Raw genomic sequence first — 17309 nt, 5'->3', positions numbered from 1 at the left:
ATATAAATCGAAAGACAGTAACAATCCGAAAAGAAGGTGTATAGAAATTCGCTACTATTCCAAGACATTACCGTTATGCACAATGATAACCAACTACAATGAGATATAACTTAGATGAATTACATTGGCAAGAATTTGAAGTGTTATCATTTAAAGTTGTTCAGAAAATGGTTTCATCTGATGTCCAATTTATTGAAGGAGGAAGTGACAAAGGTAGAGACTTTGTCCATGAAGGTTCATCAATTGATTTTAAAAGTGATTGGGCTGGAAAATGGATATTCCAAGCAAAACATAAGTCAAAGAAAAATAAGTTTGCAAATTCATTAGTTTCAGACTTAAGGAATGAACTTGAAAAGGTTTTTATAAAAAATGAACTTGATTACAACAATTATGTTTTAGTAACAAATAAGACCATTGATGGAAATTTATTTGATCAATTGAATATTACATTTCAAGAATTTAAATCTGAAAATGAAATTCCATGTAATAATTTTGGCATTTTAAGTTATCGCCAACTAGAATCCTGTATCGATAATAGTAATGAATTAAAATGGACATATCCCAATATTATAAGCCATCCCGATTTTGAAGTTCTAATCAGAGAAGCAACAAATTATAACCTAGAAACAAGGAAAAGAGCTTGGTTAAATAATATCGAAAAGCATAGAGAAAAGTTTGTTTACACCAACTTTTTTCAACAAGCATATGATAAGCTTTATGATTATCCTGCAATTATTCTATCAGGACCACCAAAAAGTGGAAAAACATTCAACGCAGAGATTCTTGCATTAAATTATAGCATTTTTAAAGGCTACCAACCTATTCTTATTGACAATGCTGAGGATATTGAAGTAGCACATGAAAAGGATAGAAAACAAATTTTTATCTGTGATGACGCCTTTGGAAAACATTCATTATCGTATAGAATAGAAGATTGGTTTCAAAAGCTTGAGAGAATTTTTAGTTTAGCAGATAGTTCACATCTTTTTATATTTACGAGTAGAGAGTATATTTTTCGTGCGTTTATAAACTTTGGAAATGAAGATGCAAAAAAACTACTAGAAAAAATTATTGTAGAATCACACAATTATTCTACACAAGAAAAATTATCTATTCTACATAGATATACTGAAACCTCTAAAATTTCAGAATTTGACAAAGCCAGTATAAAAAACTGGGAAAAAGAAATTACTAGTCACAAGAACTTTTCTCCAGAAACGGTAAGAGCTTTTTTTGCAAATATTGACACAAATAATAATGATGAACAGTTAGAGCTACTTCGAGAACACATTAAAAAACCCGATGCATACTTGTCTGTAGTATTTTCAAAACTAAATGAAATTAAACAAGCTGCTTTACTATCAGTCTTGTGCTCACCTAAGAACGATGAAAATTCGATAATTACAAAGTTCTCAACTATTTGTTCAGACTTAAGTATAAATCAAATTTTAGATTCTAAGATAGAATTTGATGAACTTGAAGATAGTATGTTAAGAGTACTTAAAACTGATAAGATTCAAGAAATAAGCTTTTATCATCCATCTATGCAGGATTTTTTAATTAGTCAATTAATTGCTAATGATACGGGGAAGTTAAGAGAGATTGTAATTAAAAACCCAAATCAGCAACTCTTGGAAATGAGCTTATTTAAACCTGCTGAAAATTCGATGTTTGTAACTGATGTAGGAAAAATTATTGAGTTAAATAAACATGATGTTTCAAAACTAGAAATAGGAATCAAAAGATTAATTAACAATTCTGATTTATCAATTAATAACGCAGTATATATTTTTAAATGGTTTGAACATAGGAATCATACTCTAGATTTAAGAATTAATGATGCACCTTTATTCAATTCCATAAAGGGAATTGTCCATGAGATTTACAAATCAATACATAAAAAAGAGTTCTACTTCTATCATAAAGATAATCCATCTTCTAATTGGGCAGATTTATTCTTAACAGTTAAATCCAATTCTATGTATTATGGATATAATATCGATGAAAATAATATTGAATACATAAGTGAAATCTTGAAATATAAAAGAGAAGAGAAATATTATTGGAAATTAGTTTTTCGACTTGCAAATTATACAACTGAAGAAGTGATTTTGAAAGAGGTCGGAAAAATTTGGTTAAATGATTTCTACAAAAAATTAAAAGATGATATTTTTGAATTGGGCTATGAATTATTTGGCAATGATTTTCCTGAATTCAATAAATATAAAGCTGAAGTATTGGAGAAAAAAAATCCTCAAAAAAGGAAATCAAAACCTAACAATTCATGGTATCCAAGATATATCAACGTTAACGATAGAATAAGTGTTTTGAAAGAAATCAAAGGTTTGAAAATTGGATTTAAAATTCTGAACCCTCTTATTCTTCCATATGATGAAATTAAACAGATTTCTGATTACGCTAAAAACAGACACATTTTTAACGTAGATAAAGGATGGTGGTCTAATTGAAAAATTCACAGTGTACAACAACGTGTATATTTAATAGCTTAATCTGTGTGCTCGGAAATTCCTATTAGGAATTTCTGTCGCTTCTCAACAATGGATTTCTCTTTATTTGCTAACTTAGTGCTAATGCAACGAAACCATACACGAACACGTTGGCAATAAGCTAGAATACAATTTCAATAAGATATGATAAAACCAGTCTTCTTCATATTAACGCTTCTGCTTTTGGGCTGTAATGGTGCCAATAAAAAAGAACATAGTGCCGCATCAAATATGAAACAAAAAAATGTCAATTGTGTAAAGCACATATTTGAAAAAGACAGCATCTTTGGTGATATCAGAAATCACGCTTCTGAAAAAGCGTCATTAAGTGACGCAATTAATAATTACGCGAAGAACTTAAAGTCATTAGATTTTTCTAATTGCCCTGAAGATTTTGAATTGGCATTTCATAAGCATATAGACGCTTGGTTAGATTTTAGGAATCTATCAGATAAATACCCATCGCTTCGCGGCGAATTGCATGATATTTTTTCTACCATCGAAAAAAGCAAAGATTCTATAGAATTTAAATCGAGATTAAATGAAATCTTTGAAACATGGAATGTAGTAGAACAGCGCGCAAATCAATAAAACTAGTTGCCAACAATCGCTATAGTGCATTACGGCAGTAATTATAAAAAGATCAGATATGAAAGTTACAACTGAAAAGGAAGAAAAGGTTGCCAATATGATATTTGCAACCATATATCCACTTTACTGGAATAGACTAGAGAAAAATGGGAGAACTAGAGAAGAATTCCACAAGGTAATAGAATGGTTCACCGGTTTTGATGAAGAAAAATTACAATCGCTGATTGACGAGAAAGTAACTTTTAGAACTTTTTTTCAAAAAGCAAAAATACATCCCAATGCACACATGATTAAAGGCGTTGTTTGTGGTTATCGCATTGAAGAAATAGAGGATGAATTTGAATTGTATAAGCAATGTAGACAAATGGAAAAGCTGATTGATGAATTGGCAAGGGGTCGTAAAATGGAAAAAATATTAAGGGCTGAAAAAAAGTGAAAATATGAGTACAACAATATTTTTAACATTCGTAGGCGATCAATGCGGTAAGGCAGAAGAAGCCATAAAATTTTATACTTCTATATTTCCAAATTCAGAAATAAAAAGTATTACAAAGTATTCGGAAGGAGAAGCTGGAGGTACACCTGAACTAATTAAATATGGAATATTCACCTTGAATGGCACTGACTATATGTGTTCTGAAAGTAATTATAATCATAGTTGGTCATTTACACCAGGAGTCTCAATTTTTGTAAGCGACAATTCTGATAGTTTCATACAAATTCTTTTTGATAAGCTTTCTGCAAATGGTGGCCAGATAATGGTTCCATTAGAGGACTACAAAGGAGAAGGGGACTATGGCTTTGGTAAGAAATTTGGATGGTGTGAGGATAAATATGGCATATCGTGGCAATTTGTTGTTACAGAATAGATGTTGAGGCTCCATATAAGCTTATTAAAATTACTACTGCCAATAGCAGAATGTTTCTTGAAAACCATCACGCAACTATTGGTGAATTAATGAAAAAATGAACATGAAAAAATTGATAACTATATATGAAACCAACTTAAAAAAATAGACCATGAAAAAATATGTCATCTTAAAATTAATTGGACTTGCAATACTGACAATGATAACCTTAGTTATTATTTCATTTCTTGAAGTTGCAGTGTATTCTTATCTCATAAACCCAGGACAAGAACAAAGTGTATATGAAGCACATGCAAATTCTTCTGCACCATATATTTCAGGTATCTTTGGGTTTATCGTTTTCTTTTTAATTGTACGATATTGGAAGAAAAAAAAATATCCTAATGTATTGAAATTAGCTATTCTTTTTCCACTCGTTTATGTTCTGTTAGACATTGTCATAATAACAGCAGCAGGCGTGAAATGGTCTGACTTCATTTTAATATTTGCTATTGCCAATACAGCAAAATTTCTTGGAAGTTACTTAGGCTATAAATTAACTAAGTGACAGCGGTACACAATGAAAGAAAAAAAGAAATGCTAATAATGGCTATAATTATTAATTAAAACCTAAACAAAATGAGACTTTTTATATCACTGAGTATTATACTACTTTTAGTTTTAGGATGCCAACCCAAGGAATCCTCAAAGGCCTTGCCTTCTGAAAAGTCTGATAGCTGGGCATTTCCCTATTTTAAAAAAGTAGATAGCTTAAATCCCATTTTAAAACCTACGGAATCCTTACAATTTAAAGACCCAATAAGCTTGGAAACCGTAAATTGGGAAGAGCGCAATGTGCTTAATCCTACTGCTGTAGTTAAAAATGACACGGTGTTTTTAATGTATAGAGCCCAAGACAAGCAAGGTACTTCAAGAATAGGCATGGCAGTGAGTACAGATGGTCTCAACTTTACAAAAATGCCAGAACCTGTGTTTTACCCAGACAAGGATGATATGAAAGTCTATGAGTGGAATTACAAAAAGGACGCTAGCCAACAAACCAATACAGAAGACTGCTATTTCTGTTATTTTGATGGTGTAGAAGATCCAAGAATTGTAGAAAGCGAGGATGGTACCTATTTTATGACCTACACGTCTTATGATGGTAAAACGGCAAGATTATCTATAGCGTCCTCCAAAGATTTAAAAACCTGGACCAAACACGGTTTGGTAATGAAATCAGATACATACAAAGATGTGTGGTCTAAAGCCGGAGCCATAATCGGTGAACTTAAAGGCAACAAAATAGTCGCTAAAAAAATTAATGGAAAGTATTGGATGTACTTTGGCGATACTAGTATTTTTATGGCCAATTCTGATGACCTCATTAACTGGGAAGTGGTGGAGAATGAAGAATACAAAAAACGGATTTCGGTGTTACACCCAAGACCTGGATATTTTGATAGCAGATTGGTAGAACCAGGACCGTTTGCACTTTACAAGGATAGTGGTATTTTGCTAATCTACAATGCCAGTAATGCCAATAGCAATAATGACAGCGCCTTACCAGATTTTACCTATGCAGCCGGACAAGCCTTATTTGATAAGGACAAACCCTATAAGTTAATTGACAGAACAGAGAGTTACTTTATCCATCCAGATAAGGACTATGAAAAGGTAGGTGAGGTCAACGAAGTTTGCTTTGTTGAAGGCTTGGTTTATTTTAAGGACCAATGGTTTTTGTATTATGGTACAGCAGATTCTAAAATTGCTGTTGCGGTCTACGATGACTCAGCTAACGCTAAATAACAATAAATTACAGTATGGAATTTTTTCGATTTATTAATTTAAAGACACAAGAAAAAACGATTCAAGAAGAACTAACTATTGAAAATCTAGATTCAATTAGTAATGAGATTTTTATTATTGGTGACCAAAATAAATCTGAAGCTGATATTGGTGGTATTTGGGGAGAATTTACGCTATCAAGATCTCAAATTAGAGGAGGCGTTCGTTTTGCATTAATAGAATGCCCTAATGCTTTAACTTGGACCATAACAACTGGTCTTAATCCTAATCCAGAAGTTGTGGTTATTCATCTAACAATAAATCGTCAACAGCAAGAAGAATCATTTATTGAAGAAATTGAAGAGTTTTTGGATGACCAAAGTGAGTGCTTGCAACAATTTTTCAATAGTCTATACCAATTAAAAGGAGACTTAAATTAAAAGTCTCCCTTAACACTAAATGGACCATGTAGTTTAATTAGTAATCCCTAACTATTCTAACTAACAACGACATACCAAATTAGTTGTTCCTAAAACTTTAGATATTTCTCCTTTTTCTGGATAACCCAATAAGAAAAGCCTATTTAGTACCTCTGAGAGATGTTGTGCTTTTCTGAAATTGAATGTTATTAATAGATCTGATGGGTAAAATCTTAAGTTTTTAATTCCTTTTACGTCTTCTAATTCTTTCTTTATATATCCTGCGCAATGACCGCAAAAATTTCTTTGCACTTCTACGCGTGCAATTGTTTCTGGTGGCATCGGTATTTCTTGTAAAGACATGCTAAAACACTCTAGATAGGTTAAACCCAAAGAAAATATTACCATCGCCCCAATCACCGGTTGCCTGTCCTAAAAAGCCATTAGTATTCATTGGTTGGGCGTTTGTAAAATGAAGTTGAAAAACATGCCCTCCAGTTTCTAAATCAAAACCAATTGAAAGCGGGTTTGTAAATGGTGATCCATCTGCTCTGTTTAAGTGCAAGCCATAATCAAAGTTTAAGGACCATCGTTTTGAAAGTTTATGTCTTCCTCCAATACCTATGACGTATTGAGAGTTGTGTTGCGCATCATAGTCTACGTAATTGTCGTGAAAAAAAGTAGGCATCAACTCTAGTGACAAATTCTCATTGAATTTCTTTGAAATTAATAGTTGCGTGGTGTAACCTAATCTATTTTTAAATTCCAATCCTGGAAGAATGTCTTCGTCTAATGAGGTATTAATTAAAATATTACTAGAACTAACTATGGTAAAAGGAAATCCACCTTTTTTCTCACGTGCAAGCCTTATTTTTAGTGAAGACTCGTACATTTTTCTGAATGAACTTCTTGAGACACCTATGTTAATAGCATCTGATATACCATAGATAAGATTTAAACGCGTTACTGCTTGGTCTAAGCCAAAGAAGTCCTTAAAACCTGTTTCTAGAGATCCAAATCTATGGGAAACCACAAAGTAAAATTCTTTGTGAGAAACCATTTTTGTTGATTCAAAATTCACAATTTTAAGCCCTTTAAACGCCGCGCTTTTATAGTCTTCTTCAATATCGCCATCAATTTCAGATAATAATTCATCTTGGCTGAAAACCATTAGTGGTACTAAAAGAAATAGTAAGAATATATTTTTCATTTTGTTTGATTGTTAGTAGTTATTGTATTGTTGCTTGATCTATTTTCACCATTTCCAAAAGTTCATCATAACCCACGCATCTACCTTTTATTTTTATAGATGAATCAAGGCGTACATTGAGTATAGTATTCTGCATAAAATCAACTTGTACTTGATCATTGAGAACAATTGAGTTTGTTTCTACAGCAGTTATTTTACCAGTAATTTCAATGACCTTATCTAAGTATGTTGTTGTGGACAAGGCCTCGTCTTTTTGAAATTGAGATAATAGTTCATTGGCCGTTACACTTGCACTGGCTTGTTCTTCAGCAATGTTTCTATGTGCACTATTAAAAGCATAATCATAAACTAGGGCAGTTGCGATTATGGTAAAAAGTATGATTGCTAATAGGATTCCAATTTTCTTTTTCATCGCTTAGAGAGTTTAAAATCTAGACTTACTATAATTTCCTTTGCAATCTTATTTCTTACAACACTAGGAATGTCTATATCAAAGTCTTGTGGCGTAACTACAAATGAGCCCTTTATAATTATAAATCCGTCAGAAGATTTATTAACGTTAAGTGTTGTTCTAATTTTTTTCTCTTTACCACGTAACTCAAGTGTACCATCTACTTCAATACTTTGTGCATTTTCGGTTAAATCAGAGAAGTTAAAATCCAATAATTTGCCTTTAAAAGTGGCTTTGGGATATACCTCAGATTCTATATAATTTTCATTGAAATGTTCCTCCATTAAGGAGTTTTTAAACCTAAAGCTTTTCATTAAAGCTAAGGAGGCAATTTCTGAAGTCTCTGTATTTATAATAACAGTTACAGATTCGTTCTTAGCTCTTACAGGTTCAAAGAGTTCTTCAGAAGCCTCAAAAGTGATTTTACCGTTTTTATCGATGTATTTTCCTTGTGCAGAAACACCGTTGAGGGTACTTAGAAAAATTGAAACTGAAAGCAGTGCGATTATGTATTTTACTTTTTTCATTTTAGTCTTATTTATATTCATTGATTAGTGATTTGTTAGTTTTCTAGTAGACCGTCTTCAATCCATTGGTCTATTAAATCTATAGTTGCCTGTGGCAATCTTCCAGATGGAGGCATGGCTCCAGGCGATCCATTTGATAGACTCATTCGATTTAAGATTCCACCGACCCTTTGACTAACTTGATTGAAATTAGTAAGCCCAAATGGTGCACCATTTGTTGGTGGGTTACCATGGCAACCAATACAACTGCTTTGCATAATGGAAGCGATATTATCATCGTAAGTGACTAGTTCTGGTGTACCATCGCCATTATCTTCTGATATATTTTCTATTAAATCATCCTCACTATCATAGCTACACCCTAGAAAGCAAATGATGAATAGTACATATGTTAATCTTCTTGTTTTCATCTGTTTTGATTTGAATTATTTTTGATTTAGTTAATACTTTACTTGGTTGAATTTGCACTTGTGAAACCTTAGTCAATAATGGCTTTTCAAATAATTAGGATATAGTTTTACCTACCAACAACATTGCACCGCAAAATCTTTTACAATACTAATGGAGACCATATGTCTGAGACGTATTTAATTGTCTAAAGAGGAAAAAAAGACATTGAAAAAGAAAAAATGCCCTTGAAAGAATTACTTTTTGGTACTATTAGTTAAGTATTTCGCGAAAGTTTCAAGTCTTTTTTCTCAATGAATGAACATCAAATTTTTGATCCACACTAAGGGCAGGAACATTCTAAAGAAAAATGACCTAGAATTAAATAATGGTTTTTTAGAATGTGTGTATAGACGAAAATAAAACTACTACTTTTGCGGCATGGTTTTGAGCGATTACACCAAAGAGTTTAGATACAATCTAAGACTGGCGTCTCCTGTTATTTTGGGTATGCTTGGGCACACCTTCGTTAGCTTTATAGATAACGTAATGGTGGGTCAGCTTGGTGCAGCAGAACTCGCTGCTGTATCACTCGGCAATAGCTTTATTTTTATTGCTATGTCCTTGGGTATTGGTTTTTCTACAGCCATAACGCCACTCGTTGCAGAGGCAGACTCTGAGAAAAATTTTAGTAAAGGAAAATCTGTGTTTAAACATGGTTTTTTTCTCTGTACTGTAATGGGAATCATCTTATTTCTGTTGCTTTTATTGGCTAAACCCTTAATGACCGTCATGGACCAGCCAGAGGAAGTAGTAGAGCTTGCTATTCCGTATTTGGATTTGGTGGCGTTTTCCTTGGTACCCTTAATTATCTTTCAGGCCTTTAAACAGTTTAGTGATGGTCTATCACTTACCAAATACCCAATGTATGCTACTTTATTAGCTAATGTACTTAACGTGGTAATAAACTATGTGCTCATCTTTGGTAAGTTTGGTTTTCCGCAACTTGGTATTGTTGGTGCAGCCGTTGGTACTTTGGTATCTCGTTTTGTGATGCTAATCTTTTTATGGTGGCTACTGGCAAAACGCGATAAGTCTAGCAACTATGTTACCAATATAAAGTTCTTTAAGTTGAGTAGTCAGCCAATTAAAAAGCTAATTAATCTTGGTTTACCATCTGCTATGCAAATGTTTTTTGAGGTAGCTGTTTTTACCGTGGCTATTTGGCTATCTGGTATATTGGGTAAAAATGCACAGGCCGCAAACCAGATTGCGCTTAATTTGGCTTCCATGACCTTTATGGTGGCCATGGGCTTAAGTGTGGCGTCTATGATTCGTGTAGGCAATCAAAAAGGGCTTAAGGATTTTGTAAACCTTAGGCGTATTGCAGAGTCTATCTTTTTTGTTGGGACCATCTTTGCGGTCATTTTCGCCTTGTTCTTTGTGTTGTTTCATCAATACCTGCCACATCTCTATGTAAACTTAGATGATGTTACAGAAATCAGTGATATTACTGAAGTGATTGAGATTGCTTCTACTTTGTTATTGGCCGCAGCAGTATTTCAGATTAGTGATAGTTTACAAGTTATTGTATTGGGTGCCTTAAGAGGCTTGCAGGATGTTAAGATACCAACGCTTATAACCTTTATTGCATACTGGGTTATTGGTTTCCCAATAAGCTATTTCTTGGGCAAGGAAGATGCTTTTGGTAGCCTTGGGATATGGATAGGCCTAGTAGCGGGTTTAACTTCCGCTGCAATTTTATTGTATATACGCTTTCACTATTTAACCAAGAAGCTTATTAAACAGAGTACTTAGAGTTTTAAGTTGTAATTACTTAAAGTTATATGTTGTTTCTATTGGTTAATTTAGTCTTTTTAATTACTTAATAACTTTCAGCTTTTCATGACGAATAAGGAATTTGCACAACAACTGGAAAAACGCACTATAAAATTCGCTATCGACATAATCAACTTATCGACTAGTATGCCAAAATCTACAGAATCTTTAGTCTTAAGAAATCAATTAACAAAGTCAGGAACAAGTATTGGTGCAAATTACAGAGAAGCAAATCGATCGAGAAGTCAAAAAGACTTTAAGAATAAAATTAAAATTAGTCTTGCGGAAGCTAGTGAAACTGATTATTGGCTCGAGATCATTGAGGCATTGAATTGGAAAGAACATCCAAAACTTAAAGAATTGAGGTCTGAAGCTAAAGAATTACTGGCTATTTTCACTTCAATTTCTAACAAGTTATAGTTCTTCAAGTTTTAAGTTGGTGCAATTGGTTTGAACACTTCATATTTTAGTTATTTTTGCTGAAGACATAAAAAACTCTAGGCACTTTAAATTTAAGGCACTTAGAACTTTATATTATAACAATGGAATTACCGAAGTTTATTTTAGGAGACAATACTGATCATCCTGATGCGATATATATTATTCATACAGAGTTTCCGAGATTTATCATCAACTTAGAAAACGATGAGGTAGAGTGGTTTGAGGAGTTTGATCAGCACGATCAGAAAGAACTAGAAACCGAGACCGAGAATTATATAAAGCAAGCCACAGACTTTTACGATAGGGAAGTACAACGTTACGACGATTAATGATAGATAAGCTCATAGCATTAGATAGAGAACTCTTTTTATATCTCAATAACCTTGGTAATGAAAATTGGGATGCCTTGTGGTTAATGATCACCAACAAGCTCACCTTTATTCCCCTTTACGCTTTATTACTTTTTCTCATCTATAAAAAGGTTGGATTAAGACCATTGTTGATGATGGTTTTGGTGATTTCTGCTATGATTACGTTTACAGACCAGATTACCAACGTTTTTAAGGATGGTTTTATGCGTGCACGTCCGTGTAGAGCGGATGGCATATCAGATTTAGCACGTTTTGTGGCTGAGCGTTGTGGTAAGTATGGGTTCTTTTCTGGACATTCTTCTAACTCTATGGCAGCAGCAGTTTTTGGAGGTCTCGTTTTACGACCTTACTTTAAAAACCTCATTTTTATATTGCTCTTCTGGAGTTTTATTGTGGCGTATAGTAGAATTTATGTTGGTGTGCATTATCCATTAGATATAATCTGCGGTATGGCCTTTGGTGCTTTGTCTGGTTTTATGTTTTATAAACTTAGCAAATACCTTATTAAACGCTATCTGAGCTAGACTTGTCAATCTGATAGTTAATATTCTTGCGTTTCATCCAGAGATAAACAAAACAGTCTGCTAAAGGGCCAAGTAGTCGTTTTCCAAGTCCATATTTTGAAGTACCGGCTTTCCTGGGAAAATGTCTCACAGGCACTTGTTTTACACGACCATTTTGCAATAGAATCATAGCAGGTAAAAACCGATGCAAGCCTCTAAACATAGGAATGCGTTTGGCATTTTCGGTCTTAATAACTTTAAGTGGACAACCCGTATCTTCCATACCATCATTGGTAAAGAGTCGTCTTACACGATTAGCAACTTTGGAAGATAAGTTTTTTAGCCATGTATCTTTTCTATTGTGCCGTACACCAGTAACAAGTGCATAATCTTCAATACATTCTAAGAGCAATTCAAAATCTTCTGGTGCCGTCTGTAGGTCGGCATCAATATAACCAACCAAAGGACTTGTTACATAATCAAAGCCGGCTTTTAAGGCTGTGCTTAAACCATTGTTTGTTTTAAATGAAATGAAATGAAACTGTGCATTTCGGTTACAAATTCTTTCAATTTTAGTAAGACTTTGGTCTGTTGATCCGTCGTTAACCAAAAGGACTGATGTTGGTAACGATGCAATGTTGATGTAATTACTAAGTTCTGCTTCTAAACGATCTAAGTTCTCCTCCTCATTATAAACAGGAACGATAATGGTTAACTCAGATCTCATCTATAGTAAATTAAAGGCTCAGTAAATACTCGGCTGCAACAAAAGGTGTAGTCTTACCAGCTTCAACAAGGTCAAGCTGTTTTTGGAGTTCACTTTTAATCTTTGGTGAATTGTAGAAGTTAGATTTTAGGCGTTCTTCAATAGTCTGTAGCAACCAAAACTTATTCTGATTATTACGGTTATGCTCAAAATAGCTATTCGCTTTGGTGGTATTGAGATATGCTGTGATCAAATCCCAAACCTCAGTAATACCAGTTTGCTTTAAGGCACTACAAAGTGACACCTTAGGTGACCAACCTGAGTCCTTTTCGGGATAGAGGTGAAGTGCTCTATTAAATTCTACTCTGGCAGATTTAGCAGCTTTTAGATTATCTCCATCTGCTTTGTTGATAACAATGGCATCTGCCATTTCAATAATACCACGTTTAATGCCTTGTAGCTCATCACCAGCACCAGCAAGCTTAAGCAATAAGAAAAAGTCTACCATACTATGCACAGCAGTTTCGCTCTGACCAACACCTACGGTTTCAATCATAATGGTATCAAATCCAGCGGCTTCACAAAGAATTATCGTTTCCCGCGTTTTTCTTGCCACGCCACCAAGGGAGTTACCTGATGGGGAAGGCCTTATAAATGCATTTTGGTTTTTTACCAAATCTTCCATTCGGGTTTTATCACCCAAAATACTGCCTTTGCTTAAGGTACTGCTTGGGTCAACGGCTAAGACTGCGATTTTTTTACCAAGATGAGTTAAGTGTACTCCAAAAGCTTCGATAAAGGTACTCTTACCAACACCAGGAACGCCAGTAATACCAATTCGTACTGATTTATTAGCATACGGCAAACATTCTGTAATGACTTCATTAGCCTTTTTATTATGGTCTGGATTGGTACTTTCAACTAAGGTAATTGCTCTACTCAGTGCAGTGATATCACCTTTGGTAATGCCTTCTACCAATTTAGTAACTGAGGGTTGTTTTTGGCGTTTGGCTTTTATGGATTTGGCAGATACGTCGCTGAGCATTTTAGGTGGCTCAATACCGTCTTGCTCTTGTAATGCAGATTTGTATTTAGGGTCTTCTTTTGACACAATAGCTTAAAGTTACGACTTTATTGTTAATACGTTTCAATAGGTATCTCTATCAATGTCTTATCCCAAGCCATGGTAAGTTTCAGTTTTCCTGTAGTATTATCAAACGCAATAGTGAATTTTTCAACGACTTCCTCTAAAGTTTTTACTTCGGCCTCTAATTCAATAGCATCGTAGTTTGGATCCCACATAGGTTCCATTTTTTCATTGACTCCCCATTCATACTGTCGCGTATTAAACATCACTTTCCAGCTATTTTCCATAGGAACCGTCCAAACCGTATACTTGCCTTTTACTAAACGTATGCCATTAATATTAAGATCCTTATTGGTTTGAAATGTGGTGGCTTCGTTAGCACCAGTACGCCATACTTTATTAAAAGGAACAAGAGCACCAAATACGTCACGCTCACGTTTTGAAGGTCTGTTATATTCCACCTTAAGATTTAAATCATTCAACTCAATCTTGGCCGTATCCTTTGGGCTTAATCTCGGTGAGAATATATTTTCTACAAATGCAGAATATAAGAGTAAGCCAATTGCTACAACTGCCAAAATAATAAGTAGGCGCTTAAGAAAACTGTTCATTAATAGCATTTTTTTTATAGAAAGTTAAAGATAAATCAATTACATATATTTATAAGACTCAAACGCTTAATTTTAAGCAAATCTTATAATTTCTAATTTTTTTTGAAATTTTTTGCAACACTTAATTTTTTGTGTCGTCTTTAAGGTGAATTTAGTTTTAAAAAGGAAATTACTGTGAAAAGGTGAGATCTTTGAAATGATAACTAAAGTTCGACAAATAAAACTCGATTATCGAGTGTAATCAACCAAAAACCAATAAATAATCAGCACGTTTCAGATTCATATTGTTGAAAAATGCAAACAAAATGATAGGCAGGCCCAAATGCAATTGTATAATCAATATTGTAATGGGATGCTATTAGTAGCACTGCGTTTTATTGGCGATACGATGGAGGCAGAAGATATTGTACAAGAAGCTTTCATTAGAGCGTTTTCAAAATTAGATCAGTATAAAGCTGAGGTGAGTTTTGGAGCTTGGTTAAAACGCATCGTAGTAAACAGATGTATAGATGTTTTAAAGTCGAAACGTCAGCGTTTAATAGAACTAGAAGAAAATCATTTAAACGTTGTTGATGCAGATTATGAAAGCGAGTGGTTAGTTGAAGATGAAATAACCCTTGATGATGTAAAATTGGCCATAGAGCAATTACCAGAGAAGTACAAATATGTGGTGATGCTTTACTTAATAGAAGGTTACGATCATCAAGAGATTTCAGAGATATTAAATATCTCAGAAGTCGCATCAAGAACGCAACTATCTCGAGGCAAACAAAAGTTACAAGTTGTATTAAAAACACAAAAAAATGGCACAAGATCTTAGAAAATTATTTAAAGAAGAGGACAGTACAAATGAGGTGAGAATGTCTCATGGTCATGAAGCAAGATTTCTGGAACGCTTAGATAAAGAACTTCCTGTAGGTAAGAAGTCCAGTCATTTTGGATTCCTAAATATCGCTGCGAGTGTGATAGTATTATTAGGACTTAGTTATGGTGCTTTTAAATATTTTAATCCTGCTACAATAGACAATCCAGATAACACGGTTGTCACCAATATAAGAACATTAGGCGATGTGTCACCCGACTTAAAGAAAGTAGAAGACTACTACTTAGCGAGTATTAATCTTGAGTTGTCTAAGGTGCAACTGACACCCGAGAATAAGGAACTTTTTGATGGTTACATAGAACGTCTTAAAGAACTTAATGAAGAATACGATCGACTAACCCAAGAGCTTAATGATAATGGTCCAAATGAAGAGACTTTAGATGCGTTAATAGATAATTTAAAGTTTAGGTTAAATCTTGTAATGCGCCTTAAGGACAAGTTGAGCGAGTATAATAGTGATGGTTTTAAACAAGAGAGTATATAATCAATTCATAAATCAAAAAACGAACAGTTAAATTAAAAAATCATGAACACAATTAGAATTTTAATGTTGTGCCTTATAACCAGCTTTGGTTTTGCACAAAACAAATTGAGTAAAACATCACAATCTATTAAGGTTAATAAAGATGTGGTGGTAGATCTTAATACCAACTATGTTGAAATTGAAATTGATACCTGGAATAGAGATATTGTTGAGGTTGAGGCTTACATAGAAAGTAGTGTATTGTCTGGTGAAGACTTACAGAGAGCTTTAGATGCCTGGAATTTAAAAATTGAAGGCTCTAATGATAAGGTAACCATTTCTTCAGTTGGTGGTAGAGCAGTAGGACTATTTGGTGAAGAAGATTATGCAGATATTCTAAGAGATTTAGAATTTGAATTAGCAGATATACCTGAAATGCCAGAAATAATGGTATTGCCAAATATGCCCAAGATGCCAAAAATGCCAAAATTACCTGAGCTACCTGAATTACCAGATGGTATCAACACCATAAAGTTTGATTACGGAAGATATGAGAAAGAAGGAGAGAAGTACCTTGAAGAATGGAGCAAGCGTTATGAAGAAGAAGGTGGTGAAGAATTGGCAAAGCGTATGGAAGAATGGGCAAAGCGTTTTGAAGAGTCAGGATATCAAAAGAAAATGGAGAAATGGGGAGAGGAATACGGAAAGCAATTTGATGAAAAATGGGCCAAGGATATGGAGAAATGGGGGGAGAAGTTTGGTGAAAAATATGCTAAAGACATGGAAAAGTGGGGTGAAGAGTTTGGTGAAAAATTTGGTGAAGAATGGGCTAAGGAAATGGAAGCTTGGGGAGAGCGTTTTGGCAGAGAAATGGAAAGAAAAGCCATGACTATTGAGCGTAATGCGGAGCGACAAGCAAGAATGGCTGAACGTGAAGCGGTAATGGCAGAAAGACATGCAGAACGCAATGAAGCACTTTTTGAGAGACAAGAAGAAATGAAGGAAAGAAGAAATGAAATGCGTGAAAAGCGCGAAGTGATGCTTAACAGAAGATTAGAGAGTGGTAGCAACAGCAAAGTAAAGAAGGTGATTAAAATTAAAATCCCTAAAAAAGCGAAGCTAAAAACCAATATAAGACATGGTGAATTAAAATTATCATCTGTAATTCATAATATGAGTGGTGAAATTTCGCATTCATTTTTAGTAGCAGAAAACATTGATGGAGGTGATACCTTCATCAATGTTTCTTACTCACCAGTGGTAATAAACAATTGGAATTTGGGTACCCTAAACCTGAATTTTGTAGATAAAGCTCAGATTAAAAGTGTTAATGACTTGGTATTAAATGCAAAGTCTTCTAACATTAATATTGAAGAGTTAACCAATACTGGTATTATTGATGGTAGCTTTGGTGATTTAACTATTTCTAATCTTACTGAGAGGTTCAAGAATTTAAATTTAGTATTAGAAAATAGTGATGCTTATGTCAACTTACCAAACGATACAGATTATACTCTATATTTTAAAGGTAACCGTTCTAAGTACAATAATGAGTCTACTAACCAGAAGACTATTAGAAATTACCCTGATGGTGGTAGTACAGCCAAAACCATTAGTGTAAATGCTAAATACAGCAATGTAATTATTGATTAAACCCCTTTTTGATTTGCACTAGAT

At 33.9% G+C, this 17309-nt stretch carries 22 protein-coding genes; 14 read left to right on the top strand and 8 right to left on the bottom strand.

Translation table 11 applies throughout. The features are described 5' to 3' along the window. Positions 1 to 98: 98 nt before the first annotated feature. The 7 genes from ACFWV9_RS11490 (at position 99) to ACFWV9_RS11460 (ending at position 6174) form a co-directional block, all read left to right on the top strand. A complete protein-coding gene (locus ACFWV9_RS11490) occupies positions 99 to 2468 on the top strand; it encodes a restriction endonuclease (protein WP_411895363.1) in 2370 nt (789 codons plus the stop codon). A 183-nt stretch (positions 2469 to 2651) separates the two neighbouring features. Further along, the gene (locus ACFWV9_RS11485) at positions 2652 to 3098 is read left to right on the top strand and encodes a hypothetical protein (protein WP_411895362.1); all 447 of its coding nucleotides are present in this window, start codon (positions 2652 to 2654) and stop codon (positions 3096 to 3098) included. A 58-nt stretch (positions 3099 to 3156) separates the two neighbouring features. Continuing rightward, a complete protein-coding gene (locus tag ACFWV9_RS11480; RefSeq protein WP_411895361.1) occupies positions 3157 to 3534 on the top strand; it encodes a DUF2200 domain-containing protein in 378 nt (125 codons plus the stop codon). 4 nt (positions 3535 to 3538) lie between these two features. Beyond that, positions 3539 to 3967 (top strand): VOC family protein, encoded by a 429-nt coding sequence (locus ACFWV9_RS11475; RefSeq protein WP_411895360.1) that lies wholly within the window; start codon positions 3539 to 3541, stop codon positions 3965 to 3967. 151 nt (positions 3968 to 4118) lie between these two features. Beyond that, the gene (locus tag ACFWV9_RS11470; RefSeq protein ID WP_411895359.1) at positions 4119 to 4514 is read left to right on the top strand and encodes a hypothetical protein; all 396 of its coding nucleotides are present in this window, start codon (positions 4119 to 4121) and stop codon (positions 4512 to 4514) included. Positions 4515 to 4585: 71 nt separating this feature from the next. Then, entirely contained in the window at positions 4586 to 5755 is a 1170-nt protein-coding gene (locus ACFWV9_RS11465; protein ID WP_411895358.1) for a glycoside hydrolase family 130 protein, read from the top strand. A gap of 14 nt (positions 5756 to 5769) precedes the next feature. Further along, complete coding sequence (locus tag ACFWV9_RS11460) at positions 5770 to 6174, top strand: hypothetical protein (RefSeq protein WP_411895357.1); 405 nt, start codon at positions 5770 to 5772, stop codon at positions 6172 to 6174. A 60-nt stretch (positions 6175 to 6234) separates the two neighbouring features. Here the strand turns inward: ACFWV9_RS11460 and ACFWV9_RS11455 are convergent, their stop codons facing one another. Genes ACFWV9_RS11455 through ACFWV9_RS11435 form a run of 5 tightly spaced genes read right to left on the bottom strand, consistent with a single transcriptional unit; the run spans position 6235 to position 8751 of the window. Further along, the gene (locus tag ACFWV9_RS11455) at positions 6235 to 6516 is read right to left on the bottom strand and encodes a hypothetical protein (protein ID WP_411895356.1); all 282 of its coding nucleotides are present in this window, start codon (positions 6514 to 6516) and stop codon (positions 6235 to 6237) included. 1 nt (position 6517) lies between these two features. Continuing rightward, on the bottom strand, positions 6518 to 7363 hold the full coding sequence (locus ACFWV9_RS11450; RefSeq protein WP_411895355.1) for a DUF5777 family beta-barrel protein: 846 nt from the start codon (positions 7361 to 7363) through the stop codon (positions 6518 to 6520). 19 nt (positions 7364 to 7382) lie between these two features. After that, positions 7383 to 7775, bottom strand: a complete 393-nt coding sequence (locus ACFWV9_RS11445; protein ID WP_411895354.1) for an OB-fold protein — start codon at positions 7773 to 7775, stop codon at positions 7383 to 7385. Further along, positions 7772 to 8341 (bottom strand): YceI family protein, encoded by a 570-nt coding sequence (locus ACFWV9_RS11440; RefSeq protein ID WP_411895353.1) that lies wholly within the window; start codon positions 8339 to 8341, stop codon positions 7772 to 7774. Before ACFWV9_RS11440 ends, ACFWV9_RS11445 begins: the two co-directional genes overlap by 4 nt. Positions 8342 to 8376: 35 nt before the next feature. Then, positions 8377 to 8751, bottom strand: a complete 375-nt coding sequence (locus ACFWV9_RS11435) for a hypothetical protein (protein ID WP_411895352.1) — start codon at positions 8749 to 8751, stop codon at positions 8377 to 8379. A 418-nt stretch (positions 8752 to 9169) separates the two neighbouring features. Here ACFWV9_RS11435 and ACFWV9_RS11430 point away from each other — a divergent pair, with 418 nt between their 5' ends. The 4 genes from ACFWV9_RS11430 (at position 9170) to ACFWV9_RS11415 (ending at position 11903) form a co-directional block, all read left to right on the top strand. Further along, positions 9170 to 10546, top strand: a complete 1377-nt coding sequence (locus ACFWV9_RS11430) for an MATE family efflux transporter (RefSeq protein ID WP_411895351.1) — start codon at positions 9170 to 9172, stop codon at positions 10544 to 10546. A gap of 87 nt (positions 10547 to 10633) precedes the next feature. After that, complete coding sequence (locus ACFWV9_RS11425; protein ID WP_411895350.1) at positions 10634 to 10987, top strand: four helix bundle protein; 354 nt, start codon at positions 10634 to 10636, stop codon at positions 10985 to 10987. Positions 10988 to 11109: 122 nt separating this feature from the next. Continuing rightward, entirely contained in the window at positions 11110 to 11337 is a 228-nt protein-coding gene (locus ACFWV9_RS11420) for a hypothetical protein (protein WP_411895349.1), read from the top strand. Continuing rightward, positions 11337 to 11903, top strand: coding sequence for a phosphatase PAP2 family protein (locus ACFWV9_RS11415; protein WP_411895348.1), 567 nt, complete (start codon positions 11337 to 11339; stop codon positions 11901 to 11903). Before ACFWV9_RS11420 ends, ACFWV9_RS11415 begins: the two co-directional genes overlap by 1 nt. Here ACFWV9_RS11415 and ACFWV9_RS11410 read toward each other — a convergent pair. The 3 genes from ACFWV9_RS11410 to ACFWV9_RS11400 all read right to left on the bottom strand — a co-directional run bounded on the left by ACFWV9_RS11410 (position 11884) and on the right by ACFWV9_RS11400 (position 14286). Further along, positions 11884 to 12609 carry a glycosyltransferase gene (locus ACFWV9_RS11410; protein WP_411895347.1) on the bottom strand — a complete coding sequence of 242 codons (726 nt, stop codon included), beginning with the start codon at positions 12607 to 12609 and terminating at the stop codon, positions 11884 to 11886. The two genes, ACFWV9_RS11415 and ACFWV9_RS11410, sit on opposite strands and share 20 nt — an antisense overlap. A 10-nt stretch (positions 12610 to 12619) precedes the next feature. Further along, entirely contained in the window at positions 12620 to 13633 is a 1014-nt protein-coding gene (meaB, locus tag ACFWV9_RS11405; RefSeq protein WP_411895455.1) for a methylmalonyl Co-A mutase-associated GTPase MeaB, read from the bottom strand. 92 nt (positions 13634 to 13725) lie between these two features. Beyond that, entirely contained in the window at positions 13726 to 14286 is a 561-nt protein-coding gene (locus tag ACFWV9_RS11400; RefSeq protein ID WP_411895346.1) for a DUF2911 domain-containing protein, read from the bottom strand. A 322-nt stretch (positions 14287 to 14608) separates the two neighbouring features. Between ACFWV9_RS11400 and ACFWV9_RS11395 the strand changes: the two genes are divergently transcribed. Genes ACFWV9_RS11395 through ACFWV9_RS11385 form a run of 3 tightly spaced genes read left to right on the top strand, consistent with a single transcriptional unit; the run spans position 14609 to position 17285 of the window. Next, a complete protein-coding gene (locus ACFWV9_RS11395) occupies positions 14609 to 15106 on the top strand; it encodes an RNA polymerase sigma factor (RefSeq protein WP_411895345.1) in 498 nt (165 codons plus the stop codon). Then, on the top strand, positions 15090 to 15653 hold the full coding sequence (locus tag ACFWV9_RS11390; RefSeq protein WP_411895344.1) for a hypothetical protein: 564 nt from the start codon (positions 15090 to 15092) through the stop codon (positions 15651 to 15653). The genes ACFWV9_RS11395 and ACFWV9_RS11390 overlap by 17 nt, the downstream gene beginning before the upstream one ends. 42 nt (positions 15654 to 15695) lie before the next feature. Beyond that, a complete protein-coding gene (locus ACFWV9_RS11385) occupies positions 15696 to 17285 on the top strand; it encodes a hypothetical protein (RefSeq protein WP_411895343.1) in 1590 nt (529 codons plus the stop codon). Positions 17286 to 17309 lie beyond the last annotated feature (24 nt).

Origin of the sequence: Winogradskyella sp. A2 (assembly GCF_046762865.1) — a bacterium.
Classification (GTDB): Bacteria; Bacteroidota; Bacteroidia; order Flavobacteriales; family Flavobacteriaceae; genus Winogradskyella.
This window is presented reverse-complemented; position numbering and strand designations above follow the sequence as displayed.

What these genes read in the sequence shown, in the direction of transcription:
- ACFWV9_RS11490 (WP_411895363.1), top strand. Translation starts at nt 99, where the DNA reads ATGAGATATAACTTAGATGAATTACATTGGCAAGAATTTGAAGTGTTA.
- ACFWV9_RS11485 (WP_411895362.1), top strand. Translation starts at nt 2,652, where the DNA reads ATGATAAAACCAGTCTTCTTCATATTAACGCTTCTGCTTTTGGGCTGT.
- ACFWV9_RS11480 (WP_411895361.1), top strand. Translation starts at nt 3,157, where the DNA reads ATGAAAGTTACAACTGAAAAGGAAGAAAAGGTTGCCAATATGATATTT.
- ACFWV9_RS11475 (WP_411895360.1), top strand. Translation starts at nt 3,539, where the DNA reads ATGAGTACAACAATATTTTTAACATTCGTAGGCGATCAATGCGGTAAG.
- ACFWV9_RS11470 (WP_411895359.1), top strand. Translation starts at nt 4,119, where the DNA reads ATGAAAAAATATGTCATCTTAAAATTAATTGGACTTGCAATACTGACA.
- ACFWV9_RS11465 (WP_411895358.1), top strand. Translation starts at nt 4,586, where the DNA reads ATGAGACTTTTTATATCACTGAGTATTATACTACTTTTAGTTTTAGGA.
- ACFWV9_RS11460 (WP_411895357.1), top strand. Translation starts at nt 5,770, where the DNA reads ATGGAATTTTTTCGATTTATTAATTTAAAGACACAAGAAAAAACGATT.
- ACFWV9_RS11455 (WP_411895356.1), bottom strand. Translation starts at nt 6,516, where the DNA reads ATGTCTTTACAAGAAATACCGATGCCACCAGAAACAATTGCACGCGTA.
- ACFWV9_RS11450 (WP_411895355.1), bottom strand. Translation starts at nt 7,363, where the DNA reads ATGAAAAATATATTCTTACTATTTCTTTTAGTACCACTAATGGTTTTC.
- ACFWV9_RS11445 (WP_411895354.1), bottom strand. Translation starts at nt 7,775, where the DNA reads ATGAAAAAGAAAATTGGAATCCTATTAGCAATCATACTTTTTACCATA.
- ACFWV9_RS11440 (WP_411895353.1), bottom strand. Translation starts at nt 8,341, where the DNA reads ATGAAAAAAGTAAAATACATAATCGCACTGCTTTCAGTTTCAATTTTT.
- ACFWV9_RS11435 (WP_411895352.1), bottom strand. Translation starts at nt 8,751, where the DNA reads ATGAAAACAAGAAGATTAACATATGTACTATTCATCATTTGCTTTCTA.
- ACFWV9_RS11430 (WP_411895351.1), top strand. Translation starts at nt 9,170, where the DNA reads ATGGTTTTGAGCGATTACACCAAAGAGTTTAGATACAATCTAAGACTG.
- ACFWV9_RS11425 (WP_411895350.1), top strand. Translation starts at nt 10,634, where the DNA reads ATGACGAATAAGGAATTTGCACAACAACTGGAAAAACGCACTATAAAA.
- ACFWV9_RS11420 (WP_411895349.1), top strand. Translation starts at nt 11,110, where the DNA reads ATGGAATTACCGAAGTTTATTTTAGGAGACAATACTGATCATCCTGAT.
- ACFWV9_RS11415 (WP_411895348.1), top strand. Translation starts at nt 11,337, where the DNA reads ATGATAGATAAGCTCATAGCATTAGATAGAGAACTCTTTTTATATCTC.
- ACFWV9_RS11410 (WP_411895347.1), bottom strand. Translation starts at nt 12,609, where the DNA reads ATGAGATCTGAGTTAACCATTATCGTTCCTGTTTATAATGAGGAGGAG.
- meaB (WP_411895455.1), bottom strand. Translation starts at nt 13,633, where the DNA reads ATGCTCAGCGACGTATCTGCCAAATCCATAAAAGCCAAACGCCAAAAA.
- ACFWV9_RS11400 (WP_411895346.1), bottom strand. Translation starts at nt 14,286, where the DNA reads ATGAACAGTTTTCTTAAGCGCCTACTTATTATTTTGGCAGTTGTAGCA.
- ACFWV9_RS11395 (WP_411895345.1), top strand. Translation starts at nt 14,609, where the DNA reads ATGCAATTGTATAATCAATATTGTAATGGGATGCTATTAGTAGCACTG.
- ACFWV9_RS11390 (WP_411895344.1), top strand. Translation starts at nt 15,090, where the DNA reads ATGGCACAAGATCTTAGAAAATTATTTAAAGAAGAGGACAGTACAAAT.
- ACFWV9_RS11385 (WP_411895343.1), top strand. Translation starts at nt 15,696, where the DNA reads ATGAACACAATTAGAATTTTAATGTTGTGCCTTATAACCAGCTTTGGT.